The following is a 25,671-nucleotide window of genomic DNA, read 5'->3' as shown; positions in this document are numbered from 1 at the left end:
CAAATCACATAAATTAGCATAATCTCAGGCATAATTATCCCCTCTGCATCAATTCCTTCAAAACTGCTAATTGGGCTTTTGTAATTTTAAGTTCCTCTTCAAGTGCCGCACATTTCTCTTGCAGCGAGGTGTCTTTCGTCACGTACGTCGAAAATTCTTTAGGCAGTTGATCAGCAAGGTCTTGGAGGAAATTGTGTTGCAGCGCTACACTCAATTGCCAAATCGTCTCGCTCTGCATAGTGGATTTCTTCAAGTAGGTTTGCACCGTTTGCGGACGCACTCGTAATTTTCGCGCCAGCGCACTTTTAAAAATCCGACGCTCCTTTATAAAACGTTCTAACAACAAACCCACATCTGGCGAAGCTTGTTCGCCTAGGGTATTTTCTTTTCTCATGGCTTTAAAATTTTTAAATGGATTAAATTGCTGTGTTTTGCAGTATAAAAGTATGCAAAGTGAATAATACTTGTATGAAAATGCAGTATCATATACATCAAAATAATGTATTTGATCATTATTGTAAAGTATAGAATACATCAAAATGGCGTATTCTATGTCTTTTATTGCTTATAAATGTACAAATTATGAAGTATACTATACTTTATATTGATTATAGAATGCTGCAAAACGCGTCACATTTACTTAAAAAAAACCAATCTAATAGCGATTGGTCTTAATACGGTACTAAACGAGCGTAACGGTTTTGAATTATAGTTGTTCCGGAGCACGGCCGCCGATCTTGTCGAAGCGTTTTTTTAATTTGACGTTTGATTGTCTGGCACCTACGATACCGGCTTTATCAGCTGCTTTAATAATGTGATACACGGAAAGTGCCGTGGAGAGTGCCTCGTGTGCCGCGACGCGTTTGCAATCTGAAACCATTTGAACAACACTGAGTAATTTAGATTCAATACGGTCCATTTGTGCTCTGATTTCAAGATCTTTCCGAAATCGATCTGCATTAATGTAGCCCGGCATGATTTCAGGGCCTAGATTTTCAAGTTCGGCAAACGTATCATTAGCAAAAACAAGATTGTCAACATCCATTGAAAGCAATTCGTTTCTCTGAACATCAGCTAGTGTCACATTGGGAATGTTGTCTGCGATTGCTTTAATCGCATTGGTGATTGTGGTAAGTACCGCATCAGTAAGTACGGTGTCGATTCTGTTTTCATTTAAATTTGACATGGTTTATAATTTTTAATATTAATTAGAGCTAAAGTATTGATTAGGTTAATGTTAAATTTAATCCGGTCAATAATGTTATGAACACAGTTATTAACAGTACGCTACTTTTTTTATAAATATTTTAGATTTAATTTATAATTAAGTTTACTGTGTAAACAATATTTGTCTTAAATATGTTAATCAGTTGGTTATTTTTAACTTCAATGCCTACAGTAAAAAACAAAAACGTAAAGTCAAAACACATCAAATTAGTGTAATTCATCGGTATTAGTATACAGTTCATCGAAAAACAAAAAATTTAACACAACCATTATCTGTTTTTTGTTAAATAAAAGCAAATTTCTTATAAATTTGCTTTCGAAAATGACAGGTTTTAAAGCCTAATACATCCATTATCTATACTCCATTTCTCCACTCTTCTAACCGTTAGAATACCTAAACAGCAATTAATTAGTAACCTACCCATAACTGATACAGAAGTTTCAATACCGACCTGCCTCCACAACGTGCCGCACCAACGCATTGCCCTACTTCCGAACTTTTTTAAATCATACGATTATGAAAACAACTTTACTTTACTTGAAAAATACCCGAAACCTTTTTGCTTTGCTTGTTGTTTTGTTGTGGAGTGGAGGGGTGATGGGGCAGACGACAATAGCATTCAATGGGGCTGAAACTAGTCCAACTTGGAATACATCTTCGAATAACTTTATTTCTTCTTCTTTAAATACTGGTACACCCGCATCTAGAATTAAGAGCGGTCTTAAGTCTTGGCAGCTAAATAATGGAAGTGCGACATTTATCACTGATGGTGTTTCAACGTCTGGATACACAAACTGTTTCGTTGAAATATGGAATTCTTCAATTTCAACAACGACTGGTAATGGAATTGAGGCATCTGACACATTTGAAGTATTTCTTTCTGAAACAAACACATTTTCAACTACCGCCGACGTAACAATAGATGCTTCGGGGTCAAATATCAGATGGGGTATGGATGGGACTGGTTTATTGACAACAACGGCTGGAATTCCTATTACGCAAACATATACGGGGTTGAATGTGACTAAAACAGGAGCCTCTGCATTTTCAAAGATTTTAATTAATGTACCTTCAGGCTGGCTTAATGTCTACGTAAAGATTGTTGCCGTTAACAACGCGGCGGGAGAAATCTGGTGTTTAGATGATGTTTCGTTGAAAGGCACTCTAGCGTCTGGAGATCCAGTTTTAGCAATAACCGGCACGACTGATAATGGCACAAGTTGTCCAACAGTTCCTGCAGCTACTCAAACCTACACGATTACAAATACGGGAACAACTGCGGCAGCGGGTGTTACGGTAGTGTCCAGTGATGCGCAATTTGTTGTGAGTGGTTTATCTTCAACTACGATTGCAGGAAGTGGCGGTACGGTTACTTATACGGTAACATTCACCCCTTCCTCAGCGGGAGCCAAGTCGGCTACTATTACTGCAGCAAGTACAACGTCTGGAAGTAATACGCCTACGAGTACGTTATCAGGAACGGGAACAGCAATAGCTTTAGGAGCGGTCACTACTTCTGCAGTTGGCACGATCACTGCAAAATCGGCTGTACTAAATGGAAATGTTACTAGCCTAGGTTCTTGTCCAGTCATAAGTCAAAGAGGATTTGTTTATTCGGTTACTGCAACCAATTCCACGCCTACTAATGCGGGAGGTGGTGTTGTTACTTTTACTGATGCGGGAACATCGTCTGGTACTTACAGCTTCACTGCGAACACTCTATTAGCAGCAACGCAATATTCTTACCGGGCTTATGTGTTAAATGGAGCTACATATACGTATGGCAGTGTCGTCAACTTTACTACTTCTCCAGCTTTAGTCGTTTCAGGAACACTTGCACACGGTTCCAGTTGTCCTACTTTTGCGGCACCTTCTCAAACCAATACCATTACTAATAATAGTGCATCCACTGTAACGGGCATTACCGTTGGTTCGAACAATCCAGAATTTGTGGTAAGTAGTTTATCAGCAACAAGTATCGCTGCAGGAGCAACCGCAACGTATACAGTGACATTTACACCAGCTACATCGGGAGTTAAAGCGGCTACTGTAACAATTAGTAGTTCACAACCTAATGTTACGAGTACGTTATCAGGAACGGGAATTACTCCTGTAACTCCATCGGTAACTACAGTAGCGGCAACACTTGTAAAAAATACGACGGCTACACTGGGAGCATCTGCTTCAACATTTGGGGTTTGTCCAAATACGACGGTAAAAGGATTTGTGTATTCGGTAACGGGTACAAATTCGAATCCACTTATCGGCGGAGCCGGGGTAACCAACATTACAGCAGGTTCTCCTGGAACAGCAGGCGCTTTTACTCAAGCAGTCGCAGGACTGACCCATTCAACACAATACAGTTTTAAGCCTTATTTGTTTGATGGTACTACTTATACCTATGGTGTAGTAAATACGTTTACTACCACCACACCACCAGCGAATGATGATTGCAGTAATGCAATTACTTTGACAGTGAATGCAGCGGTTACGGCAGGACAAATGACAAGTTCAAATACTACTCCAGCAATTGACACTTATCTAGATGTATGGTATAAATTCACACCTACTTGTACGGGAAAGAGTACAATTAGAGTATCGGACTTTGTCGGAGATTTAGACGTTTCTTATTTTGTTTCATGTGCATCAACCACTCCGGTGCAATCGGCCAACACCACTTCAAATCCCGAGATACTAACTACAAGTGCAAGTTTAAATTCGGGGACGACTTATTTCATTCGAGTGCGTTCGTATAATGCTGCTGGAGACACCTCCACCTTTAATGTGTCCGTAAATAATCAAGTGAATATAGTAACGCAACCTTCAGATGCAATAGTTGGCGCTAGTGCTACAGCAACATTTTCGACTTCTATGCCTGCTAATGCAACCGGATACCAATGGCAAGTTAATTCAGGTAGTGGATGGGCAAATGTATCGGGTGGAACCGGTGGAACAACTAATTCGTATACAACTGGCTCAACCACTTTAGCCATGAACGGCTACCAGTATCGTGTAGTAGTTTCTAACGGCACCTGTAACCCTGTGACTTCTAGTGTAGCACTATTAACAGTTGATTACTGCCCTTCATCTCCTACCTCAAATGACGGTAGCGGGATTACAAATGTGATAGTAGGTTCTGCAAACTTTCCTGTCGCAGATGTGAATTATTATAGTTACACTAATTCAATTCCCGAATTACCACAAGGACAATTAGTAAACTCATCAGTTTCTTTTGCAACAGGTTTTGGATATGATGCTCATATTTGGATTGATTATAACGACGATGGAATATTTAACAGTACGAATGAGAAAGTATTTTCTGGATTGTCCGCATCAACAAATCCAACAACATTAACAACCAATTTTACCGTTGCTGTAGGTGCAAATTTAGGTCTACATAAAATGAGAATCGGTACAGCCGATAGTGGACAATCAACCGCTAACCCTTGTTATTCTGGCACTTATGGAGTTACTGTTGACATGATGATAAATGTTATAGTCGCTTGTACACCTCCTACAGATCCTACTGGCATAATATCGGGCACAACACCAAATTGCGACAGTACCGTCTTAACGTATACGGGAAGTGATGCGTCAACCGCTTATTGGCAAACAACCGCGGGAGGCACCAGCATACTATCTCCGGCTACAAGCACAAAAACGGTTGTTAATTCTGGTACGTACCACGTACGCATTTATAACGGTGACTGCTGGTCGTCTGGCACAAAGAATATGGCGGTTGTCATCAATAAAACGCCAACGATTACTACCGCACCTGTCAGTGTCAGTGTAGTAACTGGCGCTACAGCTACTTTCAGTGTAGTGGCAACAAATGCAAATAGCTACCAATGGCAAACAGATGCTAGCGGTTCTTGGGTTAACGTTTCGGGAGTAGGAACGAATGCATCCTACTCTATATCTGGAACTACGCTTGCGATGAGTGATACGAACTATAGAGTTATAGTAACAAGCACTCTTTGTGGTTCCGTAAACTCAAATGTTGTTACATTAACGGTAAGTGCTTGTGTGCCTTCCTCAACTTACTCAGACAGAATTAATTATTTTGAAATAGAAGGCGCTACCTCGATAGTCTATAATTCCAACACAGTTTCTGCCAATGGATATGGAAACTTATACAATACACATTCAGTATCACAAGTAGCGGGTCAGTCCCTAACATTTGCAGAAACCTATGTCAATTCTAGTGGAGGTGCAGAAACCCACGGTTTTAATATTTGGGTTGACTTTAATAAAAATGGTGATTTTAACGATGCGGGAGAAAAAGTCTTTGCGTCTGGAACGTCTGCAAGTGCGGGATTTATTGATGAATTTTCTGTACCATCTACTACCACACCGGGTAATTACAGAATGAGAATAAGAGCAGTATATAGTGCTGTTGATCCTTCTAGCTGTGGTAATGTATCGTTTGGAGAGGCTATAGACTTTAAACTCATTGTTACAGCAAGTTGTACCGCTCCACTGGCGCCAACGAGTCCAATAAGTAACTCCCCTCAATGCTTGCCGGCAGGTGTAACTGTTACAAAGGTAGGCTCTGCACCAGCGGGTGAAACATGGTATTGGCAAACTACTGCAACGGGCACTGAAATGGGAGCTGTTAATTCTGCTTCTAGTTATGTAGTTACTACACCAGGAACTTCTACACTCTATCTGAGATCGAGATTTGACGGTACGGGATGTTGGAGTGTTGCCGCCAATACGGTAGTAACGGTTAATGATGTTACGGCTATTACCACTAATCCTTCTAACGCATCAGTTTATACAGGTGCAACAAATACGTTTAGTGTCACAGCAAACGGTGGAGGATTAAATTATCAGTGGCAAGTTAATACAGGTTCCAGTTGGGCAAATATTGGAACCAATAGTGCATCATATACTACTGCAGCAACAACGCTAGGTATGAATGGATATTTGTACCGTGTTTTGGTAAATGGAGTTTGTGGCGGTCAGGTGACCTCTTCAGCGGCGCTTCTTACTGTAACCAGTCCTCCCTGTTTTGAACAATCTTACATCGCATTGACAGGTTCAGGTGCTGCATGGTCTGGCAACTCAGACTTCAATACAAATGCAAACGTTTATCAGCAAAATGGTGCAATGCGATTAAGTACAAATGCTCTAAATGGAGTGATTACATCAAAAACGACTAGTGCCATATACGGTCTCTCAGGCACCATTACTGTAAAAATGAAAGTAAAAGGTTGGTCCGCTGCTACTATTCCTATAAAAATAACCTTAGGAGGAGCGTCTACAACAATTAATTTCGTGTCTTCTGGAACTTATACTACTACATCTTACAGTACTGTATTACATACTTTTACAGGTGTTTCAGCTGGCTCTCAATTAGTGATTGAATCAGTGGGAACAAGTGGTGATACACGTAGATTTTTAATTGGCAAGATTGAATTGCATTGTGGTACGGTGCCTACCAATACGTGTGTACCCTCTAATACCATCAGTAACACTGTTTACATTAAGAAAGTAACCTTTCTAGGTACGCAAAATGATATTGAAAATACTTCTACTAATATGTCAGGAGGTTATCAAGATTTTAGCTCTTCAGGTGCTCATCCAAGTCAAATTCAAGGAGAGGGAATTAACATTAAGGTAAATACAGTTGGCTCTGCTTTAATTAAAGCATGGATTGATCTTAACGGTGATGGTGATTTTGTGGATGCACAAGAATCTCTATACAGTACAGAAATTGGTCAATATTCAACTACATTTGGATATTCAGTTCCTCTTAATTTAGCACCGGGTAATTACAAGATCAGAGTTAGGGTGGAGGATTATACAGTTTCATTGCCAAACTATGATTTTGGCTCTTGTGATGATTTAACCTCTGCGGGTGAAACGGAAGATTATTTATTAACGGTTATAGCAAGATGTAGTGCTGATATTGCAACAGTTACGAATAAGGAACGCTGTGGATCAGGTACAGTGAGTTTAGAAGCATCTACAGTTTCCCCAGGAGTTACCGAATTTAGATGGTTTACCAGCGCTGTAGGCGGTTCTTATACAACCAGCACAGTTAATAGCAACGCAACGCTGTTTGAAACCCCTGTAATTGCAACTACTACCGTTTATTACGTAGCGGCCTTTAATGGAAGCTGTGAAACGCAAGTAAGAAAGGCAGTAACAGCAACAGTTAAAGAAGTGCCTGAAATTAGTTTTTCACCCGCATCTCCTATTTCTTGTGGAGAAAGTGAACCTATTGAACTAACCGCACAAGACACCGTGGAAACGGTATATCTGCTTAGTGAAAATTTTGACACAGGAACTCTAGCAACATCTGCCTTTGAAGGCACTGTGCTATATGACAATGGTACATCCATAAATGCGGTGTCAAATTGGGCTCAGAAAAGCAGTATATTTATCCCACAAGACAGTGAATTAGCATGGTTACCGGCAATCTCTTCTGGTTTTGGTGCCAATAAATTTGCATTTGCTACTTCCGATGTAGGTCAGGTAGCGTCAGAAGTTTATTATACCGTTGACAATGTACTGCAAATGAAAACCGGTATTAATACCATGAGTTTTGAAAGCCTAACAATGAACTTCAGAATATATTTTTCTCGATACTTAGCAGCAGGTAGCAATCCAGATAAAGAGTATGTATCTGTAGAAGTATCGGTTAACGGCGGTGCAACTTTCACACCGTTAGCGACACCAATTAAATATTCAACAAGTCAAGGTAATCCTGGAAACTTTGCTTTAAAAACAATTGATATAAGCTCTTATAAAAACCAAGCAAATTTGAAATTCAGAATTAGATACCGCACGGATACGTGGGCAGACGGTGTTGCTGTAGATGATATTGCTATTTATGGTTCAAAAAAGCTTACAGCCTCTTATTCTTGGTCTGGTACTGATGTTTCAGTTTACACCGATGCGGCTTTACAAAATATATATACTCCTGGAACTGCTATTGCTAAAGTGTATGTTGTGCCTAAGATAGCGCTATTAGAATTGCCTAATTTTAATATCGACATTACTACTACTTTAACAAATGGTTGTACTTTATTTCAATCTATACCCGTTACGAATAATGCTAAAATTTGGGCAGGGACAAGTGATACTTCTTGGAGTAACCCTTCTAATTGGAAACCAGCAGGTGTTCCGTCCAGTACAAATTGTATTATTATTCCAGATATTTTAGCTGTTCCTGTCATTTCTGGAGGGGCAACTGTTACAGGAAAAACGCTTACCGTTAAAAACAATGCGGTCGTAAATGTGCCTTCTGCCAGTACGTTAACCATAATGGAGGGCATCAATGTGAATACTGGCGGTACATTAGAGATTTTTGATGGAGGAAGTTTAATACAGGTTGCTAATGTTGAAAATAGTTCAGCGAATAATAATTTAGGCAGCATCAAGATGCATCGTATTACAAAACCTATGCTTCGTTACGACTATAGTTATTGGAGTTCACCTATTTACGGTAATAATAACAGCATCCCAGATATTGGAGAATTTACGCTAAACAATTTATCACCTAATACCTTACAAGATAAATATTACAGTTGGAATGGTGGCTGGGTTATGCATTACGGCGGTAACGTAGAAATGAATCCTGGTAAGGGGTATATTGTTCGTGCGCCTCAGAGTTACAATATTGCAGGAATTCCAAATCAATATGCGGCTACTTTAATAGGTAAACCAAATAATGGAACTGTGAGAACAACAATTGCTGCAGCTAGTACCTCATGGAATTTATTAGGAAATCCGTATCCTTCCGCAATTGATGCTACCATGCTTTTAGCTCAAAATCCAAATATGGGTGGCACATTATACTTTTGGACCCATAATACACCAGTTGGAGGTGGAGTACTCAGCTATACTCCAAATGATTATGCATCGTGGAATGGTACCGGCGGTGCTGCAACAAAACCAGCACCTTCATCTGAAAGTCCACTGACCGGTTTTAACGCTGACGTACCATCGGGTTATATTGCTGCGGGACAGGCGTTCTTTGTAAGCGGTAATGACGCGGGCTCTGAAGTTGTTTTTAATAATGATATGAGATTTGGTGGAGCGAACAACAATCAGTTTTTTAAACCAATGCCAACGCAACCGGTTGACAATTGGGCGACAACGGGTAAACACCGTGTATGGTTGAATATGAAAGGGGTAGAGAAGGGATTCAATCAAATTCTAGTGGGTTATATTGAAAACGCCACAAATGGTTACGACAATCGGTACGACGGAGAATCCTTTGGCGGTAACTTCATAACGTTCTATTCTATTTTAGAGAACAAAAATCTTGTCATTCAAGGACGTAGTTTACCTTTTGTAAATACAGATACCGTTCCTTTGGGTTACCAAACGACACTGACCGGAAACTTAATCATCAGTATTGACCAAGTAGACGGATTGCTTAACGGTCAAGACATTTATTTACAAGATAATCTGCTGAATGTAATTCACGATTTGAAAGCGTCTGATTATACTTTTGCCACTATACCGGGAACATTCAACACGCGATTTGTGTTGAGGTACATGCCACAAGAAACTTTAGATAATCCAACATTCAACGAGCAAATAAAAGGAGTCGTAATTCGTAAAAATGATGCAATATTGCACGTTAGTTCACCTTTTGAAATCATTCATACAGTATCCGTTTACGACATTACAGGCCGACTTGTTTTTGAGAAAACAAATTGCAACACAAATACTTTTGACGCCAGTCACATCGTTTATGCGGATCAGACTTTAATTGTAAAAGTAAAATTGAGTAATGGAGGTGTAGTAACGCAGAAGGTCTTTTAAACGTAATCTTTAATAAGAATATATTGACAAAAAATGGGTGCTACTTTACCGAGTTGTACCCATTTCTTTTTTAATAATCTCATTTCCAACTCTATTTCCCGCAGCAACAGCTCCATCCATATAACCCGCAAACTCAGTAGCGGATTCTGAACTCGAAATGAATAAACGGTGGTCAAAATAGGTAGTTCTGAAAATAGAATTTCCGTTGTTTTGGTGCGGAAACAAGAGTGACTCTGATGTGGCAAACGTATGTTCTTCGTGACTCCAAATGGATTCGTGGTAGTCGATAAAATCAGTGGCTACGGTACCAAAAGCATTTTGCAACTGTTCAATGACTTTTTGTTTTCGCGCTGCAGCTTCTAAACTTTTGAAGGAGGTGCTCATGAATCCGCAAAGTGCATAAGTGGAACGTTCATGGTTGCAATGATCGTATAATTCGGTCATCGGTCCGGCATTACTAAACAACGCGCCTGATTGCTTTTTGTCTTGCCAAAAAGGCATTTTGTATGTCAACGCTACTTTTATAGAATCTTCCATCCAAGTGTGCGTTTCCTTTCCGATTTTTATCAATTGCTGAGGTAAAGTTGGTTCAAAAGTAATATTTTTAGCCCACAACTTCGGCGGAAGTGCTAATACGACTTGTGTTCCTTGAAATGTTTTGTCGGCAGTAACTTGAACGGAGTTTTCACCGAAAGAAATTTTTGTAACTTTTGCATCAAAAACAATATCGTCCGGACTTATTTTCGAGTTTAATACTTCTATTAAATGAGATGAGCCTTTTGAAATTCTATAACTTGGTGCTTGTTTTGGAATTTGGATGGATTGCACTGGAGCGTTTACATCAGGTTGATAAAAAACCGTGCCTTCCATATATTGTTCAAAATAATCTAAGCCCAATTCATCTAGAAGTTGAAGGAGATTGTGATGTGAATCGTTAAACCAAGTAGCTCCCATTTCCACAGGTATGGGTTGTGAACCTGTAACTGTATGGATACGGCCGCCAATTCGATGTCTGGCTTCTATTATTTTAAATGGAATTCCTGCTTGTTTGAGTCGGTAGGCGGTTAAAAGTCCTGATAATCCTGCTCCAATAATTAGTATCATTTGATGAATATAGAATGTTTATGTTTGTTAAAATTAATTTTAACGTCTTTTTCACAAGGATTCAAAGGTATTGATTTCAAATAGTAAAGTTTTTCAATTTAGATTTATTTAAAGTTTGTTGATAGGATTATTTATTTCTCGTAACGTAGTAAATCTAGAGGTAATTGATTTGTACTATTGAAATTACTACTTTCTTTGCTTTGAAATAAATTAAGGTCAACTTGGACACTTATGATTTTAGTCATAACTTTAAAAGAAAGATTACCTGTAAATTTGTTTCAAATCTTACAGCTTATTTTGTTAATTTTAGAACTTGGAACAACACTTTTTAATCTGAATTAAAAGTAGTTTGGTGAAAATGTACTCAGAAAGACAAACAATATATAAGCTGTTTAAATTATTGAATAACACAGCTTATTGTATGTTTAAATTAGGATTGAAATTACAAATTATAAATAATTAAACGGATGTTTACGAAAGCCTCATTTTGGTTAAAATTTTCATTACTAAATCTGTTTTTTGTAGCAGTATTAGGTCTTATAATGCGGTATAAAATAGGCTTTGAGTTTCCTTTTTTAGATCAAAAAAACTTACAACAATCGCATTCTCATTTTGCATTTGCAGGGTGGGTAACCCATACGATAATGGTGTTGATGATTGTAGTCTTATCCTGCAAAATAGATCGTTCCAAGATGCATTTTTTAAAAAAATACGATCTCGTTTTAGGTGCAAACTTGGCATGCTCTTATGGAATGCTGATTTCTTTCATCATTCAAGGATACGGAATGATTTCAATACTCTTTTCAACCCTGTCAATCTTTATCGGATTTGTTTTTGCGTATTTGTATTTTCGAGATTTAAAATTACTTCCCAAGGACGACTTGTCTAAAAATTGGTTTAAAGCAGGTCTCTTTTTTAATGTAATTTCTTCGGTTGGCAGTTTCTATTTGGCTTACATCATGCTGACAAAACATATTCTTCAGAATGAATATTTAGCTTCCGTTTATTATTATTTGCATTTTCAATACAACGGTTGGTTTTTCTTCGCTTGTATGGGTTTACTTGTGACGCTTCTTAATGTAAAAGTAGCAGAGAATTCGTACTACAGTCGGTTTTTCTATTTGTTATTTTTCACCTGTATTCCTGCTTATTTTTTATCTACGCTTTGGTTAGATCTACCCTTTTGGGTGTATGTTTTGACTGTAGTCGCCGCCCTGATTCAAGTGTATGCTTGGGCTAAGTTTTTAATAATAATTGTAAAAGCAAGGAATGGATTCCTAAATCAATATCCATTATTTTTGAAGTATATTTTTCTGTTCGCAGGATTTGCTTTGAGCTTAAAGTTTGTACTTCAGTTAGCTTCAACGATTCCGGTTTTAAGCCAACTAACGTTTGGATTTAGACCTATAGTAATCGCATACTTGCATCTCATTTTACTCGCTGTAATTTCGCTTTTTCTGCTGTTTTATATTTTTGCAACGGGAGTTATTCAAATCGGAAAGTATGTCAAATTTGGATTAATTACATTCACGGTTGGTGTCCTATTAAATGAAGCAATATTAGCCGTTCAAGGTATAGCTTCTTTTAGTTATACAGCCATTCCTTTTATTAATGAAATGCTTTTTGGAGCAGCAATAATTTTAGTTTTGGGAATTGGGATTACGTTTATATTCGCATTAAAGTGCAGTTCAGTCACTAAAATTGAAGATTCGACTAGATAACAATACTATAATTTTTGTAGAACAATAGCGTGCGGTTTTAACAAAAGAAGTATTTCAAATTTTTAGACAAAAAAAAATCGAGTTACTTTTAAATAACTCGATTTTCTTACTTTTTTATTTAACTCCGTCAATTTTACGCATATATTCTAAAATTTCTCGGGCTTCAACATCAGAAATACCTTGGTTCGGCATCCGTACCAAACAAACTTCCAATTGTGCTTTAACTTCAGGATCTTTATCAATCATTGGATCAGGATTGGTAATAAAATTCATAATCCATTCTGGTTTTCTTCGCTCAGAAACGCCTTTCCATCCGGGACCAACAAGTTTTTCCGACGTCATCTTGTGACAAGAACTGCACTTTACCTCTGCAATTTGTTTTCCTTTGTCAGCCATTTCGGAGTTCAAGGTTGGTGATAAATCCACAGTATCAAACTTGCCTTCTCCACGATTTGGATCATAAGGAGGAGCCTCTGAACTCACCTCTTCAGTTGTGGGTGTAGAAAGAGCAGGTTCTTTTTCTTCTTTTTTGCCACATGCAACTACTAGCGCCAATGCTAGAACTACTAAAAATGATTTGTTCATAATTTTAAATATTAGAGTTAATAATACAAAGTTGCATTTTTGAAAAAGCACATCGTATGACTGCAATCATAAAAAGTGACTTTTTTTAATTCTAGAATAAATACACATCGTTAGTAAAAATTCTCTTCTAAAGGTTATAAAAGGCACTACTACTTTTATATCGAATCGTGTTTAATTAGGAATACAGATTTTAAGAGACACGTTATCGACTAAATTTAGTTATTATTTTTGACAATAGGATTATAATTGAAATATAAAAATGCTCTATGTTGTTTAATATTAGATTTTTATAAAAAATAAGAATAATGATTAGTTCTATTTTAAGGTCGCTGTCAAACAAAATGATTTCCCAAACTAAAGATGTTGTTAAGGTAAATAAAAAATATTTTTCAGTATCAAAAGGTATTTTAATACCACCATATCAATTGATTCAAATCTTAAGCAATAAACATAATTTTTGAAAACAGAAATACTTGAAGCGGTGAAGTTGTAAATTTAGAGTAACGGACTAACACAATCATCAAAAAAAAAAGGTACAACTTATAAAATTGTACCCTTTTTAAATTATTTAAAATAAGAAAAAGTTTCCTCATTTTTCATGTTCAATAAGGTGTGATAAATCAATTCAATCACATGTTCCACATCGTCGCGATGCACCATTTCAACCGTAGTATGCATGTATCGTAATGGAAGTGAAATCAAAGCCGAAGCCACGCCTCCATTGCTGTAAGCAAATGCATCTGTGTCCGTTCCTGTAACTCGTGAGGAAGCATTGCGTTGAAAAGGAATTTTATTTTTTTCTGCCGTGTCAATAATTAACTCTCTCAAATTATTTTGAACAGCAGGAGCATAAGTAATAACAGGTCCAGCACCAATTTTTGTTTCTCCCTGTGTTTTCTTATCAATCATTGGAGTGGTCGTGTCGTGGCAAACGTCCGTAACAATAGCAACATTTGGTTTGATGGTTTTAGTAATCATTTCTGCACCACGAAGTCCAACTTCTTCCTGAACAGAGTTTGTAATGTATAATCCAAAAGGCAACGTCTTTTTGTTTTCGTGCAACAAACGGGCAACTTCTGCAATCATAAAACCACCCATACGATTATCAATGGCACGGCAAACAAATTTATTTCCATTCAAAATCATGAATTCATCGGGATACGTAATCACGCAACCTACATGAACTCCGGCAGCTAAAACTTGTTCTTTGTTTTCGCAACCTATATCGATAAAAATGTTGTCAAGTTTTGCACTTTCTTCTTTTTCTCCTTTACGAGTGTGAATGGCAGGCCAACCAAATACGCCTTTTACAAAACCGTTTTTTGTGTGAATGTTTACGCGTTTTGATGGTGCAATCTGGTGATCCGAACCTCCATTTCTAATTACGTAAATCAGCCCATCGTCCGTAATGTAATTTACATACCAAGAAATTTCGTCTGAATGTCCTTCAATAACTACTTTATAAGGAGCTTCAGAATTGATAACTCCAACAGCAGTTCCGTAAGTATCCGTGATAAAAGTGTCAACATAAGGACGTAAATAATCCATCCAAATCTTTTGCCCTTCGGCTTCAAATCCGGTTGGCGAAGCATTATTTAAATAGTTTTCTAGGAATGTAATTGAAGTATCTTTCAATATTGATTTTGTACGCATAATTAAAATTTTTGCTAAAGTATAAATTTGGCATTACAGTTGTATCGTACTTTTGCATAAATTTGGCTCAAATAAAAAGCACCATGAACATTTTCAAAAAACACATTCTTTTATTATTACTATGCTTCATGGGTTTTGGTGCAAATGCCCAAATCGATCACCGCGATGATTACCTCAAAGAAAAAGACACGGTTTTAGGAATTGCCATTGAATTGGAAGAAGTTGTAATTGACAAAAATCAAGTTAAAATCAGTGATGATGCGCGAAAACGATTCTTGATTTTGCAACGAAGAGTGTATAAAGTATATCCTTATGCCAAACTCGCTTCGGAACGTTTGGTGCAATTGAATAAAGGAATGGAAGGTTTGAAAACCAATCGTGAACGAAAAAAATATTTCAAAATTACCGAAGACTATTTGAATAATGAATTTGAAGCCAAACTTAAAAAACTTTCGCGAAAAGACGGTCAGATTTTAGTGAAGCTCATTCACAGACAAACCGGCACGACTACTTTCACTTTAATTAAAACGCTGAAATCGGGATGGAAAGCATTTTGGTCCAACAATACCGCTCGTTTATTTGATATTAATTTGAAAACAGAATATGCTCCAATGGACGTGTACGAAGATTATCTCATCGAAACCATTTTAGATCGTGGTTTTAAAAGTCGGAGGTTAGTGCCGCAAAAAGTTGTAAATCCAATAGATTTTGACGAAATGTCGGATTTTTGGAGCGACAAAATTGCAAAGCTAAACGAGGAGAAAAAGAATTAATTTTTTTACTTCAGTACATTTTTCTTCAAAATCGTTTTCCCAGTAAATTTCTTCAATTCAATAGTGGGTTCGCCAAACAACTCAATTTCCGAATTGGCAAATCCATTAATAATACAGTTGGTTTCTACATTGATGCTTGTTTCGCTGTAACCTTCAGCAAGAATTTCGACATTTTTTGCGGTCAGATTCTTACCGGCAAACTTTGAATTATTATCCATTCGCAATTTTAAATCGATGGCGTCTCCTTCAAAAGTACTTCTTGATTTCTGGTATTGGTCGACTTTCATTTCCGTAGTTGCAACTAAGCCTTTTACGATCGCATTTTTATTCAATATAAAGTGAATCTTCTCCGACTTCGCATTTAATTCTGCAGAAGCGTCGTCATTTAATTCAATCAAAGCTACTTTTGACTTTAAATTCAGGAATAATTTCGATTTTTCGTTCATTTTGAAAGCCACGTCTTCCAATTGCATTTCATCTAAAATCATTAATTTTGCTTCATCAGTTGCTTCAATTTTGCGCAAAGCATCTGTATAATAAATCTTTACTTCAAACTTCTTGAAACTTCGCAACTTGTTATTTAGCGAAACATTTAAATTTCCGCCATTATTTGTAGTTTTTAAAGCTTCGTGCAAATTGTCGTCTGCTTCAAGTTCAATTCCCGTGCTATCCGCTTTGATGAAGGTAACTTGGATGTTGTCTTGAATGTAAACGGATGAGAAATTAGGTGTCGCTCGTTCTTCAGTAGTAACTGTTTTTGAACCTTTCATTTTTTCTCCTTTTTGTGAAAATCCAATTGAGGTAACAAATAAAAACACGAGTAAAGTAATAGTTTGCTTCATTATAAGTAGATGATTTCTGCAAATATAAAAAAAAATAGCTCCGTTTAAAGAGCTATTTTAGTTTAGTATTTTGAAACGCTTCCGCCAGAATTTTCTTCTTTTTCAAGCTTTTTAGGAACATTGACATATTCAATCTCACTTCCGCTTGTGGCTGTTCCTTTTAAACTCAGAACAGGATGGACTTTAGTTGAACTTCCCGAAGAACTTTGCGAAAACACCTCGTTTGCAATTAATTTACCAGCGTTAATATCACTTCCACTTGTTGACGAAGTTTCTACTTTTAACGCTTTTCCAGTCACCTCAATGTCGCTTCCACTTGTTGATTCCATGCTGATGTAATCTGCTTCAACATCTAATTGAATTTCACTTCCACTTGTAGATTCTAATTTCAATGATGTCGTTTTTAGCGTATTGTTACTTTTAATAGTAGAACCACTAGTTGATTTTAAACCACTGATTATGGGTAAATTTACACGAATAACTACATTGTTTGTCGCATTAAATTGGCCATCTGTACTAACAATCAAAACGCCGTTTACCACTTTTGTAGTAATGTACGATTGTAAGTTTTCGTCAATTTCTACCGTTACTGAAGTAGAATCATTTTGTGTTACAATTAAATCAAGACCACTGTTTACTTCAATTTTTTCAAACTTTTCAGCAATGGACCGTGTTTGAGTGATGACGTTTCCGTCGCCTTTTTCTCCTCGAAAATCAAAAGAGGTGTGACAAGATGCAAGTGAGAATACGAGTGTAAATACAAGCAAAAATTTTGGTACGAAGGTTAATTTTGATTTCATAATTATTTGATTTTGATTATTTTTCCGTCACTGTCAATTTTCAATTCGGTTGTTTTACTCGTCGTTGCAGAAGTAATGATTTCCTTACCGTTTACTTTCAAGATTACTTCGCGAACCGTGTCATTTTCTGCAGGATTATTCTCCGTCGAAACATCGTTGTATTCATTTTCATTTGACGGGCAATTTAAACATTTCACCTTTAAATTCTCCACTTGGTAAATGTTATCTTCAGAACTGTAATGCAAATTGAAAAACGCATCGTCTGAACTGTCGTAATTTTGTACCGAATTATCTGCTTTAAAAATTGTTCCTTTTGGTAAATATAAAGTCAATTCTACTTCTTGGTCTCTAAATTTATTTTTGAAATCAGTAATCACATAATTGTCTAGAATCAACTCGTTGTTTTTAAAAGTGAATCCGTATTGAATTTTAGTTGCTTTGTCTTTTGCAAGACCTAAACTTCTACCTTTTGCTTTCTTTTCAATTTGCAAATAAGGCATGTTTTCGTCCGTCTTAGCAATAGTCAATCTTACATTATTAGAATACAAAACACGTTGATCTGCAGAATCTTGTTTGATTTCAAAGTTCGTGTGGCTGTTTACATTTTTAGCGAAATAATCGTTGTGTCTAAATTTAATTTGCAACGTATCTTGTGGATTCATCGTCAATGTTTGTTTCGAAACTACTCTTCCTTGAGTCGAATATTCCATCATTTGGTTCATACCAATTGTAATTAGCAAGGCAATTGAAATAATCCACAAAGCGAATAAAGTGTAGTTGACCATTTTTCCCAATGATTTCATATTGGTAATTAATAATTTGAAACCTAAAATCATCAAGTAGAAAAACGGAATTCCGATGGAGAAAAAGATAAGTAACCCAAAAGTCCATACTGGGAAGTCAGAGAAATTACCGGCTTGAATAAAATCACTCCAAGGGAATTCAATAAAAGCGGAAGTTCCTAAAGTAAAAATCCCTATGAGTAACATCACTAATAACGGCAAGGAAGACAGAATCAATATGACTCCTAAAACTTTTGCAAAAGCATTAAAAATAACCATGAATACTTTTCCTGCATTTGACGCAATTTTATCAGCACCGGTTTTTACTTGATTACCCATTTCGTCATAATTCACACTCCGAATTTTTTCAGAAACATTGTCAAATTCAGCTCTTACTTTCTTTTCAATGTTTGAAATATTTACCGGTTCTCCAGTCATTTCTAACTTTTCAGAAGTCGTAATCGCTTCTGGCATAACAATCCATAAAATGATGTAGGCCAAAATTCCTGTTCCGTAGCATAAAACCAATACTAAGAAAAAGATGCGAATCCACACTTTATCGATGCCAAAGTAATGGCCCAAACCTGCTAAAACACCACCAATCATTCCGCCGTCTTTATCGCGGTATAATTTCTTCACGCCTTTGTTTTGGTAGGTGTAATTAGGTCTTGGTTCTTCCGCGTCGTCGTTGTCAATACGGTAATCTTCTGGTTGTCCCATTACTGCAATTACTTCGTCTAACTCTTTCAGACTAATCACTTGCTTTCCGTTTGAATGCTTTTCAGCAAAAAGTTCGGCAATACGCATTTCAATGTCTTTGATGATTTCATCTTGTCCGTTTGAATTGGTCAAAGAGCGTTTTATCGCTTCAAAATACCGGGATAATTTTTGGTAAGCGTCCTCGTCAATGTGAAAAAACGTTCCTCCTAAATTTATGTTTACAGTTTTGTTCATGACTATTAGTTTTGAGTTGTGATTATGGTTACAGCGTCTGAAAGTTCTGTCCAAGTGCCGCTTAGTTCGTTTAAAAATGTGTGTCCTATTTCCGTTAATCCGTAGTATTTTCTAGGAGGTCCAGAAGTTGATTCTTCCCAACGGTAGTTGAGCAATCCGTCGTTTTTGAGTCGGGTTAATAAAGGATAAATAGTTCCTTCTACGACTAATAATTTTGCGTTTTTGAGTGTTTCTAATATTTCAGAAGTATAGGCGTCTTTCTCTTTTAAAACCGATAAGATGCAAAACTCCAAAACACCTTTTCGCATCTGGGCTTTTGTGTTTTCTATATTCATGATTGTCTTGGGTTAAATCGTTTCTCTTTCATTTTCATATTTCAGATTTGCGGTATTTGCGAACAAATGGGTATTTTTTTTACTATGGAAATCAGTTTTTTTGTATGCCCCATTTGTTTCTAAACAAATTTCTACTGTGGTAGAATGGGTCTGATTTACAGCTTTTTCAGATGCTAATAATCCTGTGATGAGTAGGGTAGCGGTGATGATTACTTGTAACATAACGATTCGATTTTTTGATTGATGATTAAAACCTCTTGGAGTGATTAGCTCTGCTTTATTTTATAAATTTAATGGTAGCTGGATATCTAAAGTGATGACCTTGCGAAGCTTTTACGGCTCCATAAATAATCAAAAAGAATTCAGCCGTTTTGACAATTGCTAAAATGAAAATGGCAATAAATGCGATAATCATTCCGCCTGAAACTTCTGCATAATTGAAGTTCTCAATTAATAAATCCGTATTTTCATGATAGCTAATATCGCTGGCGCTGAAAATCATAATAAGTACAATTGGAATTGCGATTAAAGCTAAAGCCAACGAATAAATGAACAAGCTCAATTGAAAATTGATCACTTCTTTGCCTTGTTCATCCACAAATTCCGACTTGTCTTTTGTAGAAGCCCAAATGATAATTGGAAATATAAAGTTTCCAAAGGGAATGCAATACTGAAATAAACTGCTTAAATGTATTGCGGTTGCAGTGTTTGTGTGTGTAATTTTTTCCATAATAAAAAGTATATAGTATTTTCTTATGCAAATATATGGCTAAAGGATAGTATCGTGCTTTACATAGTACTGAATATTAACAAAAAATTAACATTGAGAGAATTCAAAAATATAGTTTATTTTTACACAAAATCAATGAAAATGGCACTGACTACAAGTAAACTCAATAGTTTTTTATTTCTAAAATTACCTTCCGCTTTTATTTGCGGCGTTCGCGTCAAATCCATAAGTATTGAAATTTGTGAAGCGACCGTTACGCATCGATGGATCAATCAAAATCCGTTTAATTCGATGTACTTTGCCGTACAAGCTATGGCGGCCGAACTCACTACAGGAGCGTTAGTTATGAATGAAATTCAACATAGTAAAGCTAAAATTTCAATGTTGGTCGCTAACAATAAAAGCACTTTTTCAAAAAAAGCAACGGGTAAAATTACTTTTATCTGTAACGAAGGAACTCTAGTCAAGGAAGGAATTGCAAAAGCGATTGCTACTGGAGAAGGACAGACTTTCTGGCTGAAATCTATTGGTTACAACCAAGAAAATATCCAAGTTTCTGAAATGCATTTCGAATGGACGGTAAAAGTGAAAAAATAACTTTATACGACCGTTAAACATTGCATAATTCTCTTTCGATTCAAGTGTTTTCGGTGTAGTTTTGAAAGAAACAACAAAAGCGATGAAAATTTTAATTACAGGAGCGACGGGTTTAATCGGTACTGAATTAGTGGCACTTTTACTTCAAAACGGCGTCACAATTCACTATTTAACGACCTCCAAGAAGAAAATTGAATCACAGCCCAATTACCATGGATTTTATTGGAATCCCAACCAAGGTATCATAGATGAAAACGCTTTAATGGGTGTCGATTCTATCATTCATTTGGCAGGAGCCACGATTTCTAAACGGTGGACTTCTAAATACAAACAAGAAATTATTGAAAGTCGGATTTTGTCATCTAATGTGCTTTTCAAAGCCTTAAAAGACCATCCCAATTCAGTCAAACAAATCGTTTCCGCATCAGCAGTTGGTATTTATCCGGACAATTTGACAAAATTATATACGGAGGACGAAACCGGTGTAGACGAAAGTTTTTTAGGTAAAGTAGTTATGAAATGGGAAGAATCGGTTAATAAATTCAAATTACTGAATATTAAGGTCGTCAAAATCAGAACTGGATTAGTGCTGTCAGAAAAAGGCGGTGCTTTGCCGGAAATGGTCAAGCCGATAAAAATGGGAATCGGTTCGCCTTTTGGTTCGGGAAAACAAATCCAGTCTTGGATTCATATCCACGACTTGGTTGAAATGTATTTCTTTGCCGTTAAAAACGAATTAGACGGCGTTTACAATGCAGTGGCTCCAAATCCGGTAACCAATAAAAAATTGACACAAGAAATTGCTTCTGTTTTAAATAAGCCTCTATTTATGCCGAATATCCCACAGTTTTTAATGAAACTTGTATTAGGTGAAATGCATGTTATTCTTTTTTCAAGTCAAAATGTGAGTTGCAAAAAAATTGAAAGTGAAGGCTTTTCATTCAAATATAAGCAGCTTGAAAAAGCGCTGAAACAACTTTTAGTATAAAAAAAAGCTCCGAAATAATTTCGGAGCTTTTTTGAAAATAGTAAGATGAATTAATAACTATTTTAATACTTTCACGTTTACGGTCAATTCGATATTATCTTCTACGAATTTATCTTTCAAATCATCAAAAACAGATTTTGAAGCGTAATTTACATTCCATTCTGTTCTGTTAATCATGAATGGCTCACTCTTAATCGTCATTGACGTTTCGTCACTTGTAATCATTGCAGGAACGGTGATACTTTTAGAAATTTCTTTCAAAGTTAGGTTTCCTGTAATCATACTTTTTCCGTTTTCTTCAGTTACTGCAGTCACTTCAAAACTTCCTTTTGGATATTTTCCGGTGTTAAAAAAGTGATCTTCTTTGGCTTTTTCTCCAGTTCCTTTCAGGTGCATTTCTAAATCTTCCTTACCGTCGCCTGCTTTTAAGTCAGTAACTGTAATGGTACTCATATCAAAAACAAATGTTCCGCCTTCTAGCTTTCCATCAGTAACGATTGCTTCACCATCCATAAATTGAATTGTTCCGGTGTGTGTTGTTCCTGGTTTTGAACCTTTCCAATCTACAATAGAATTCGCTTTATCTATTTTATAAGTAGTCGCTTCCAAAGATGCAACAACTGTTTCATTTGCTTCGGTTGTTTTCGTAGCGTCATCTTTACATGATACAAACGTTGCCATTGAAGCTAAAACGAATAAACTTAAAACTGTCTTTTTCATAATCATTTATTTTTTAGTGTGGCAAACATAATTAATGAAGATGCATAATTTCTTAATTTAATATTAAATTTTGCTTACGGCAAAAGGGTTTTGTCGTAAAAGTGACAATTTGACACGGAACTCAATTTGGCAACACTTTTGCCATTACAGAAATAAAAAAATGGATTTAAAAAATATATTCAAAAATAAAGCAAAAATGACTACCGAAAATACAGAAAAAGAGTTCAATTTAACTGATGAAACAGTACAAGAAGTAACAAACGAAGTGGAAAATCCTGTAGCTGAAATTAGTGTTGAGGAACAATTGACACAAGATTTAGCTGCCGAGAAAGATAAATTTTTACGTCTTTTTGCTGAATTTGAAAATTTCAAAAGAAGAACTGCAAAAGAGCGTATTGAGTTATTCAAAACAGCGAACCAAGATGTTTTGTATTCTTTACTTCCTGTTTTAGATGATTTTGACCGTGGAATGGTGGAAATTCATAAAGCAAAAGATAAAAACTTGACAAAAGGTGTACAATTGATTCATGAAAAATTGAAAAACACGTTAGTGTCAAAAGGTTTAGAAGAAGTTGAAATTAAAAATGGTGACGTTTTTAACGCTGATTTTGCAGAAGCAATTACACAAATTCCTGCACCAACGGATAAGTTGAAAGGTAAAGTTGTAGATGTAATTGAAAAAGGATACAAGTTAGGTGACAAAATCATCCGTTTCCCAAAAGTAGTTATAGGAATGTAATTAGAAGTGCGGTTTAGTATTAGAAATTAATAGTAAAATGCAGAAAATTAAGATTTTAAATACCGCAATGAAAGGCGTTATTTAAAGCTAAATTCAAATTTATGAAGAAAGATTTTTACGAGATATTAGGCATTACAAAAAGTGCTGATGCAGGCGAAATTAAAAAAGCATATCGAAAGAAAGCGATTGAATTTCACCCTGATAAAAACCCTGGAAACGCAGAAGCAGAAGAAAAATTTAAAGCAGCAGCTGAAGCTTACGAAGTTTTAGGCGATCCGCAAAAGAAAGCCAAATACGATCAATATGGTCATCAAGCTTTTGATGGTTCAGGCGGTTTTGGTGGTGGACATGGTGGCATGAATATGGATGACATTTTCAGTCAGTTTGGCGATATTTTCGGAAGTGCTTTCGGTGGTGGAGGCGGAGGATTCTCTGGCTTCGGCGGCGGCGGCGGAGGTCAACGTCGTGTAAAAGGAAGTAATTTGCGTATTAAAGTGAAATTGACTTTAGAAGAAATCGCAAATGGTGTTGACAAGAAAGTAAAAGTGAAGCGTAAAGTGCAAGCCAGCGGCGTTTCTTATAAAACGTGTTCGACTTGTAACGGTCAAGGACAAGTAATGCGAGTGACGAATACGATTTTAGGTCGTATGCAATCCGCTACAACGTGCACTACTTGTGGTGGTTCTGGTCAGATTTTGGACGGAAAACCTGCGAATGCTGACGCTCAAGGATTGATTGTTGAAGACGAAACGGTTTCAATTAAAATCCCGGCCGGTGTTGCCGAAGGAATGCAGTTGAAAGTGGCCAATAAAGGAAATGAAGCTCCGGGAAGCAACAGTATTCCTGGTGATTTGATTGTAGTAATTGAAGAATTAGAGCACGAAACGTTGAAACGTGAAGGCGAAAATTTACATTTAGACCTTTATATTAGTTTTGCAGAAGCGGTTTTAGGTGTTTCAAAAGACATCAATGCTGTAAATGGCAAAGTGAGAATCAAGTTAGAAGAAGGAATTCAATCCGGTAAAATTTTACGTTTAAAAGGCAAAGGTATTCCAAGTATTAATGGGTACGGAAACGGAGATTTACTGGTTCATGTAAATGTTTGGACGCCGAAAACATTAAACAAAGAACAAAAACAGTTTTTTGAAAAGAATTTAACAGACGAAAACTTTACACCAAATCCCGAAAAATCAGATAAATCTTTTTTCGAAAAAGTGAAAGATATGTTTTCATAATCTAAAAACATTACTTATATTTGGGCTTTACTAGTTTACTAGTGAATTCTTTTTCATAGCAATTTTTCCCATCCTTGTGCAAATAAGGGTGGGTTTTTTTTTGAAAAAGCACTATTTTAGGTCGATTAATATTTATATTTACAGTAAATCAAAAAAAGCAAATGAGCAACATTCTTGAAGTAAACAAAGTTGTCAAAACATACGGCGATTATACCGCGTTAAATGAGGTTTCCCTCTCTGTTCCAAAAGGAAGCATTTACGGATTATTAGGTCCAAATGGCGCTGGGAAAACATCTTTAATACGAATTATTAACCAAATTACTTTACCTGATAGTGGAACCATTTTGCTCGACGGCGAAAAGTTGCAACCCAAACACATTCAGTCCATTGGGTATCTTCCGGAAGAAAGAGGATTGTATAAATCCATGAAAGTGGGTGAACAATGTTTGTACCTCGCTCAAATGAAAGGTTTGTCCAAAGCAGAAGCCAAAAAACAATTGGAATATTGGTTTGACAAACTCGATATAAAAGGGTGGTGGAACAAGAAAATTGAGGAACTTTCGAAAGGAATGGCGCAAAAAATTCAGTTTGTCGTAACGGTTTTACACCAACCCAAATTGCTGATTTTTGACGAACCGTTTTCAGGTTTTGACCCTGTGAACGCGAATTTGATAAAAGACGAAATTTTAGAATTGCGTGAAAAAGGAGCAACCATAATATTTTCGACACACCGAATGGAAAGTGTGGAAGAATTATGTGACCATATTGCTTTGATTCACAAATCCAATAAATTAATTGAAGGAAAACTAAACGACGTAAAACGTGCTTATCGAAGTAATACGTTTGAAGTTGGAATTCTAACGAGTAATGTGGAAGGTTTGATGTACGATTTAACACAAAAATTCAAAGTCAGTCCGGCTTCTTTTAAATCTTTAAACGAAGATTTAAAACTTCAAATAGAATTAGGAACTGCAAATTCAAACGAATTACTGCATGTTTTGACGCAAAGAGGTCAAGTGACGCATTTTGTTGAAAAAATTCCGAGTGTGAATGATATTTTTATTCAAACGGTTACACAGTAAGTTTTTAAAATTTCAAAAA

The 25,671-nt window shown here is 36.4% G+C and carries 20 protein-coding genes; 8 read left to right on the top strand and 12 right to left on the bottom strand.

All coding sequences use genetic code 11. From position 1 onward, the window contains the following. Window positions 1-34: 34 nt before the first annotated feature. A complete protein-coding gene (locus tag YWA_RS0108655; protein WP_157505321.1) occupies window positions 35-535 on the bottom strand; it encodes a hypothetical protein in 501 nt (166 codons plus the stop codon). 171 nt (window positions 536-706) lie between these two features. Next, window positions 707-1,186 (bottom strand): hypothetical protein, encoded by a 480-nt coding sequence (locus YWA_RS0108650; RefSeq protein WP_022828118.1) that lies wholly within the window; start codon window positions 1,184-1,186, stop codon window positions 707-709. A gap of 558 nt (window positions 1,187-1,744) precedes the next feature. On the opposite strand from YWA_RS0108650, the gene YWA_RS15910 reads away from it, so the two are divergent. Then, on the top strand, window positions 1,745-10,012 hold the full coding sequence (locus tag YWA_RS15910) for a GEVED domain-containing protein (RefSeq protein WP_022828117.1): 8,268 nt from the start codon (window positions 1,745-1,747) through the stop codon (window positions 10,010-10,012). 45 nt (window positions 10,013-10,057) lie between these two features. On the opposite strand, the gene YWA_RS0108635 is transcribed toward YWA_RS15910, so the two are convergent. Next, a complete protein-coding gene (locus YWA_RS0108635; RefSeq protein WP_022828116.1) occupies window positions 10,058-11,116 on the bottom strand; it encodes a flavin monoamine oxidase family protein in 1,059 nt (352 codons plus the stop codon). 692 nt (window positions 11,117-11,808) lie between these two features. Here YWA_RS0108635 and YWA_RS14835 point away from each other — a divergent pair. Then, entirely contained in the window at window positions 11,809-12,837 is a 1,029-nt protein-coding gene (locus YWA_RS14835; RefSeq protein WP_157505320.1) for a hypothetical protein, read from the top strand. Between the two features lie 114 nt (window positions 12,838-12,951). Here the strand turns inward: YWA_RS14835 and YWA_RS0108620 are convergent, their stop codons facing one another. Then, window positions 12,952-13,422, bottom strand: a complete 471-nt coding sequence (locus tag YWA_RS0108620; RefSeq protein ID WP_022828113.1) for a c-type cytochrome — start codon at window positions 13,420-13,422, stop codon at window positions 12,952-12,954. A gap of 564 nt (window positions 13,423-13,986) precedes the next feature. Continuing rightward, window positions 13,987-15,075, bottom strand: coding sequence for a M42 family metallopeptidase (locus YWA_RS0108615; protein ID WP_022828112.1), 1,089 nt, complete (start codon window positions 15,073-15,075; stop codon window positions 13,987-13,989). Between the two features lie 83 nt (window positions 15,076-15,158). Between YWA_RS0108615 and YWA_RS14830 the strand changes: the two genes are divergently transcribed. Further along, complete coding sequence (locus YWA_RS14830) at window positions 15,159-15,848, top strand: DUF4294 domain-containing protein (protein WP_022828111.1); 690 nt, start codon at window positions 15,159-15,161, stop codon at window positions 15,846-15,848. Window positions 15,849-15,853: 5 nt separating this feature from the next. On the opposite strand, the gene YWA_RS0108605 is transcribed toward YWA_RS14830, so the two are convergent. The 6 genes from YWA_RS0108605 to YWA_RS0108580 form a co-directional block, all read right to left on the bottom strand. Continuing rightward, on the bottom strand, window positions 15,854-16,690 hold the full coding sequence (locus YWA_RS0108605; protein WP_022828110.1) for a GIN domain-containing protein: 837 nt from the start codon (window positions 16,688-16,690) through the stop codon (window positions 15,854-15,856). A gap of 62 nt (window positions 16,691-16,752) precedes the next feature. Further along, the gene (locus YWA_RS0108600) at window positions 16,753-17,490 is read right to left on the bottom strand and encodes a head GIN domain-containing protein (RefSeq protein ID WP_022828109.1); all 738 of its coding nucleotides are present in this window, start codon (window positions 17,488-17,490) and stop codon (window positions 16,753-16,755) included. Between the two features lie 2 nt (window positions 17,491-17,492). Next, complete coding sequence (locus YWA_RS0108595) at window positions 17,493-19,226, bottom strand: PspC domain-containing protein (RefSeq protein WP_022828108.1); 1,734 nt, start codon at window positions 19,224-19,226, stop codon at window positions 17,493-17,495. A gap of 5 nt (window positions 19,227-19,231) precedes the next feature. Continuing rightward, window positions 19,232-19,561: a PadR family transcriptional regulator gene (locus tag YWA_RS0108590; RefSeq protein WP_022828107.1), complete on the bottom strand. Its 330-nt coding sequence runs from the start codon at window positions 19,559-19,561 to the stop codon at window positions 19,232-19,234. Between the two features lie 12 nt (window positions 19,562-19,573). Beyond that, window positions 19,574-19,783 (bottom strand): hypothetical protein, encoded by a 210-nt coding sequence (locus YWA_RS0108585; RefSeq protein ID WP_022828106.1) that lies wholly within the window; start codon window positions 19,781-19,783, stop codon window positions 19,574-19,576. 55 nt (window positions 19,784-19,838) lie between these two features. Further along, on the bottom strand, window positions 19,839-20,291 hold the full coding sequence (locus YWA_RS0108580; protein ID WP_022828105.1) for a DUF4870 domain-containing protein: 453 nt from the start codon (window positions 20,289-20,291) through the stop codon (window positions 19,839-19,841). 141 nt (window positions 20,292-20,432) lie between these two features. Between YWA_RS0108580 and YWA_RS0108575 the strand changes: the two genes are divergently transcribed. After that, window positions 20,433-20,888 (top strand): DUF4442 domain-containing protein, encoded by a 456-nt coding sequence (locus tag YWA_RS0108575; protein WP_022828104.1) that lies wholly within the window; start codon window positions 20,433-20,435, stop codon window positions 20,886-20,888. A gap of 82 nt (window positions 20,889-20,970) precedes the next feature. After that, a complete protein-coding gene (locus tag YWA_RS0108570) occupies window positions 20,971-21,876 on the top strand; it encodes a TIGR01777 family oxidoreductase (RefSeq protein WP_022828103.1) in 906 nt (301 codons plus the stop codon). Window positions 21,877-21,933: 57 nt separating this feature from the next. Here the strand turns inward: YWA_RS0108570 and YWA_RS0108565 are convergent, their stop codons facing one another. Next, window positions 21,934-22,596: a YceI family protein gene (locus tag YWA_RS0108565; RefSeq protein WP_026718691.1), complete on the bottom strand. Its 663-nt coding sequence runs from the start codon at window positions 22,594-22,596 to the stop codon at window positions 21,934-21,936. A 160-nt stretch (window positions 22,597-22,756) separates the two neighbouring features. Here YWA_RS0108565 and YWA_RS0108560 point away from each other — a divergent pair, with 160 nt between their 5' ends. From YWA_RS0108560 to YWA_RS0108550, 3 genes are all read left to right on the top strand, one after another. Then, complete coding sequence (locus YWA_RS0108560; RefSeq protein WP_022828101.1) at window positions 22,757-23,335, top strand: nucleotide exchange factor GrpE; 579 nt, start codon at window positions 22,757-22,759, stop codon at window positions 23,333-23,335. Window positions 23,336-23,436: 101 nt separating this feature from the next. After that, window positions 23,437-24,570, top strand: a complete 1,134-nt coding sequence (dnaJ, locus tag YWA_RS0108555) for a molecular chaperone DnaJ (protein WP_022828100.1) — start codon at window positions 23,437-23,439, stop codon at window positions 24,568-24,570. Between the two features lie 161 nt (window positions 24,571-24,731). Beyond that, a complete protein-coding gene (locus YWA_RS0108550) occupies window positions 24,732-25,652 on the top strand; it encodes an ABC transporter ATP-binding protein (RefSeq protein WP_022828099.1) in 921 nt (306 codons plus the stop codon). Window positions 25,653-25,671 lie beyond the last annotated feature (19 nt).

Source organism: Flavobacterium antarcticum DSM 19726 (assembly GCF_000419685.1).
Lineage (GTDB): Bacteria > Bacteroidota > Bacteroidia > Flavobacteriales > Flavobacteriaceae > Flavobacterium > Flavobacterium antarcticum.
The sequence above is the reverse complement of the archived record's forward strand: the minus strand, read 5'-3'. Positions and strand labels throughout refer to the sequence as shown.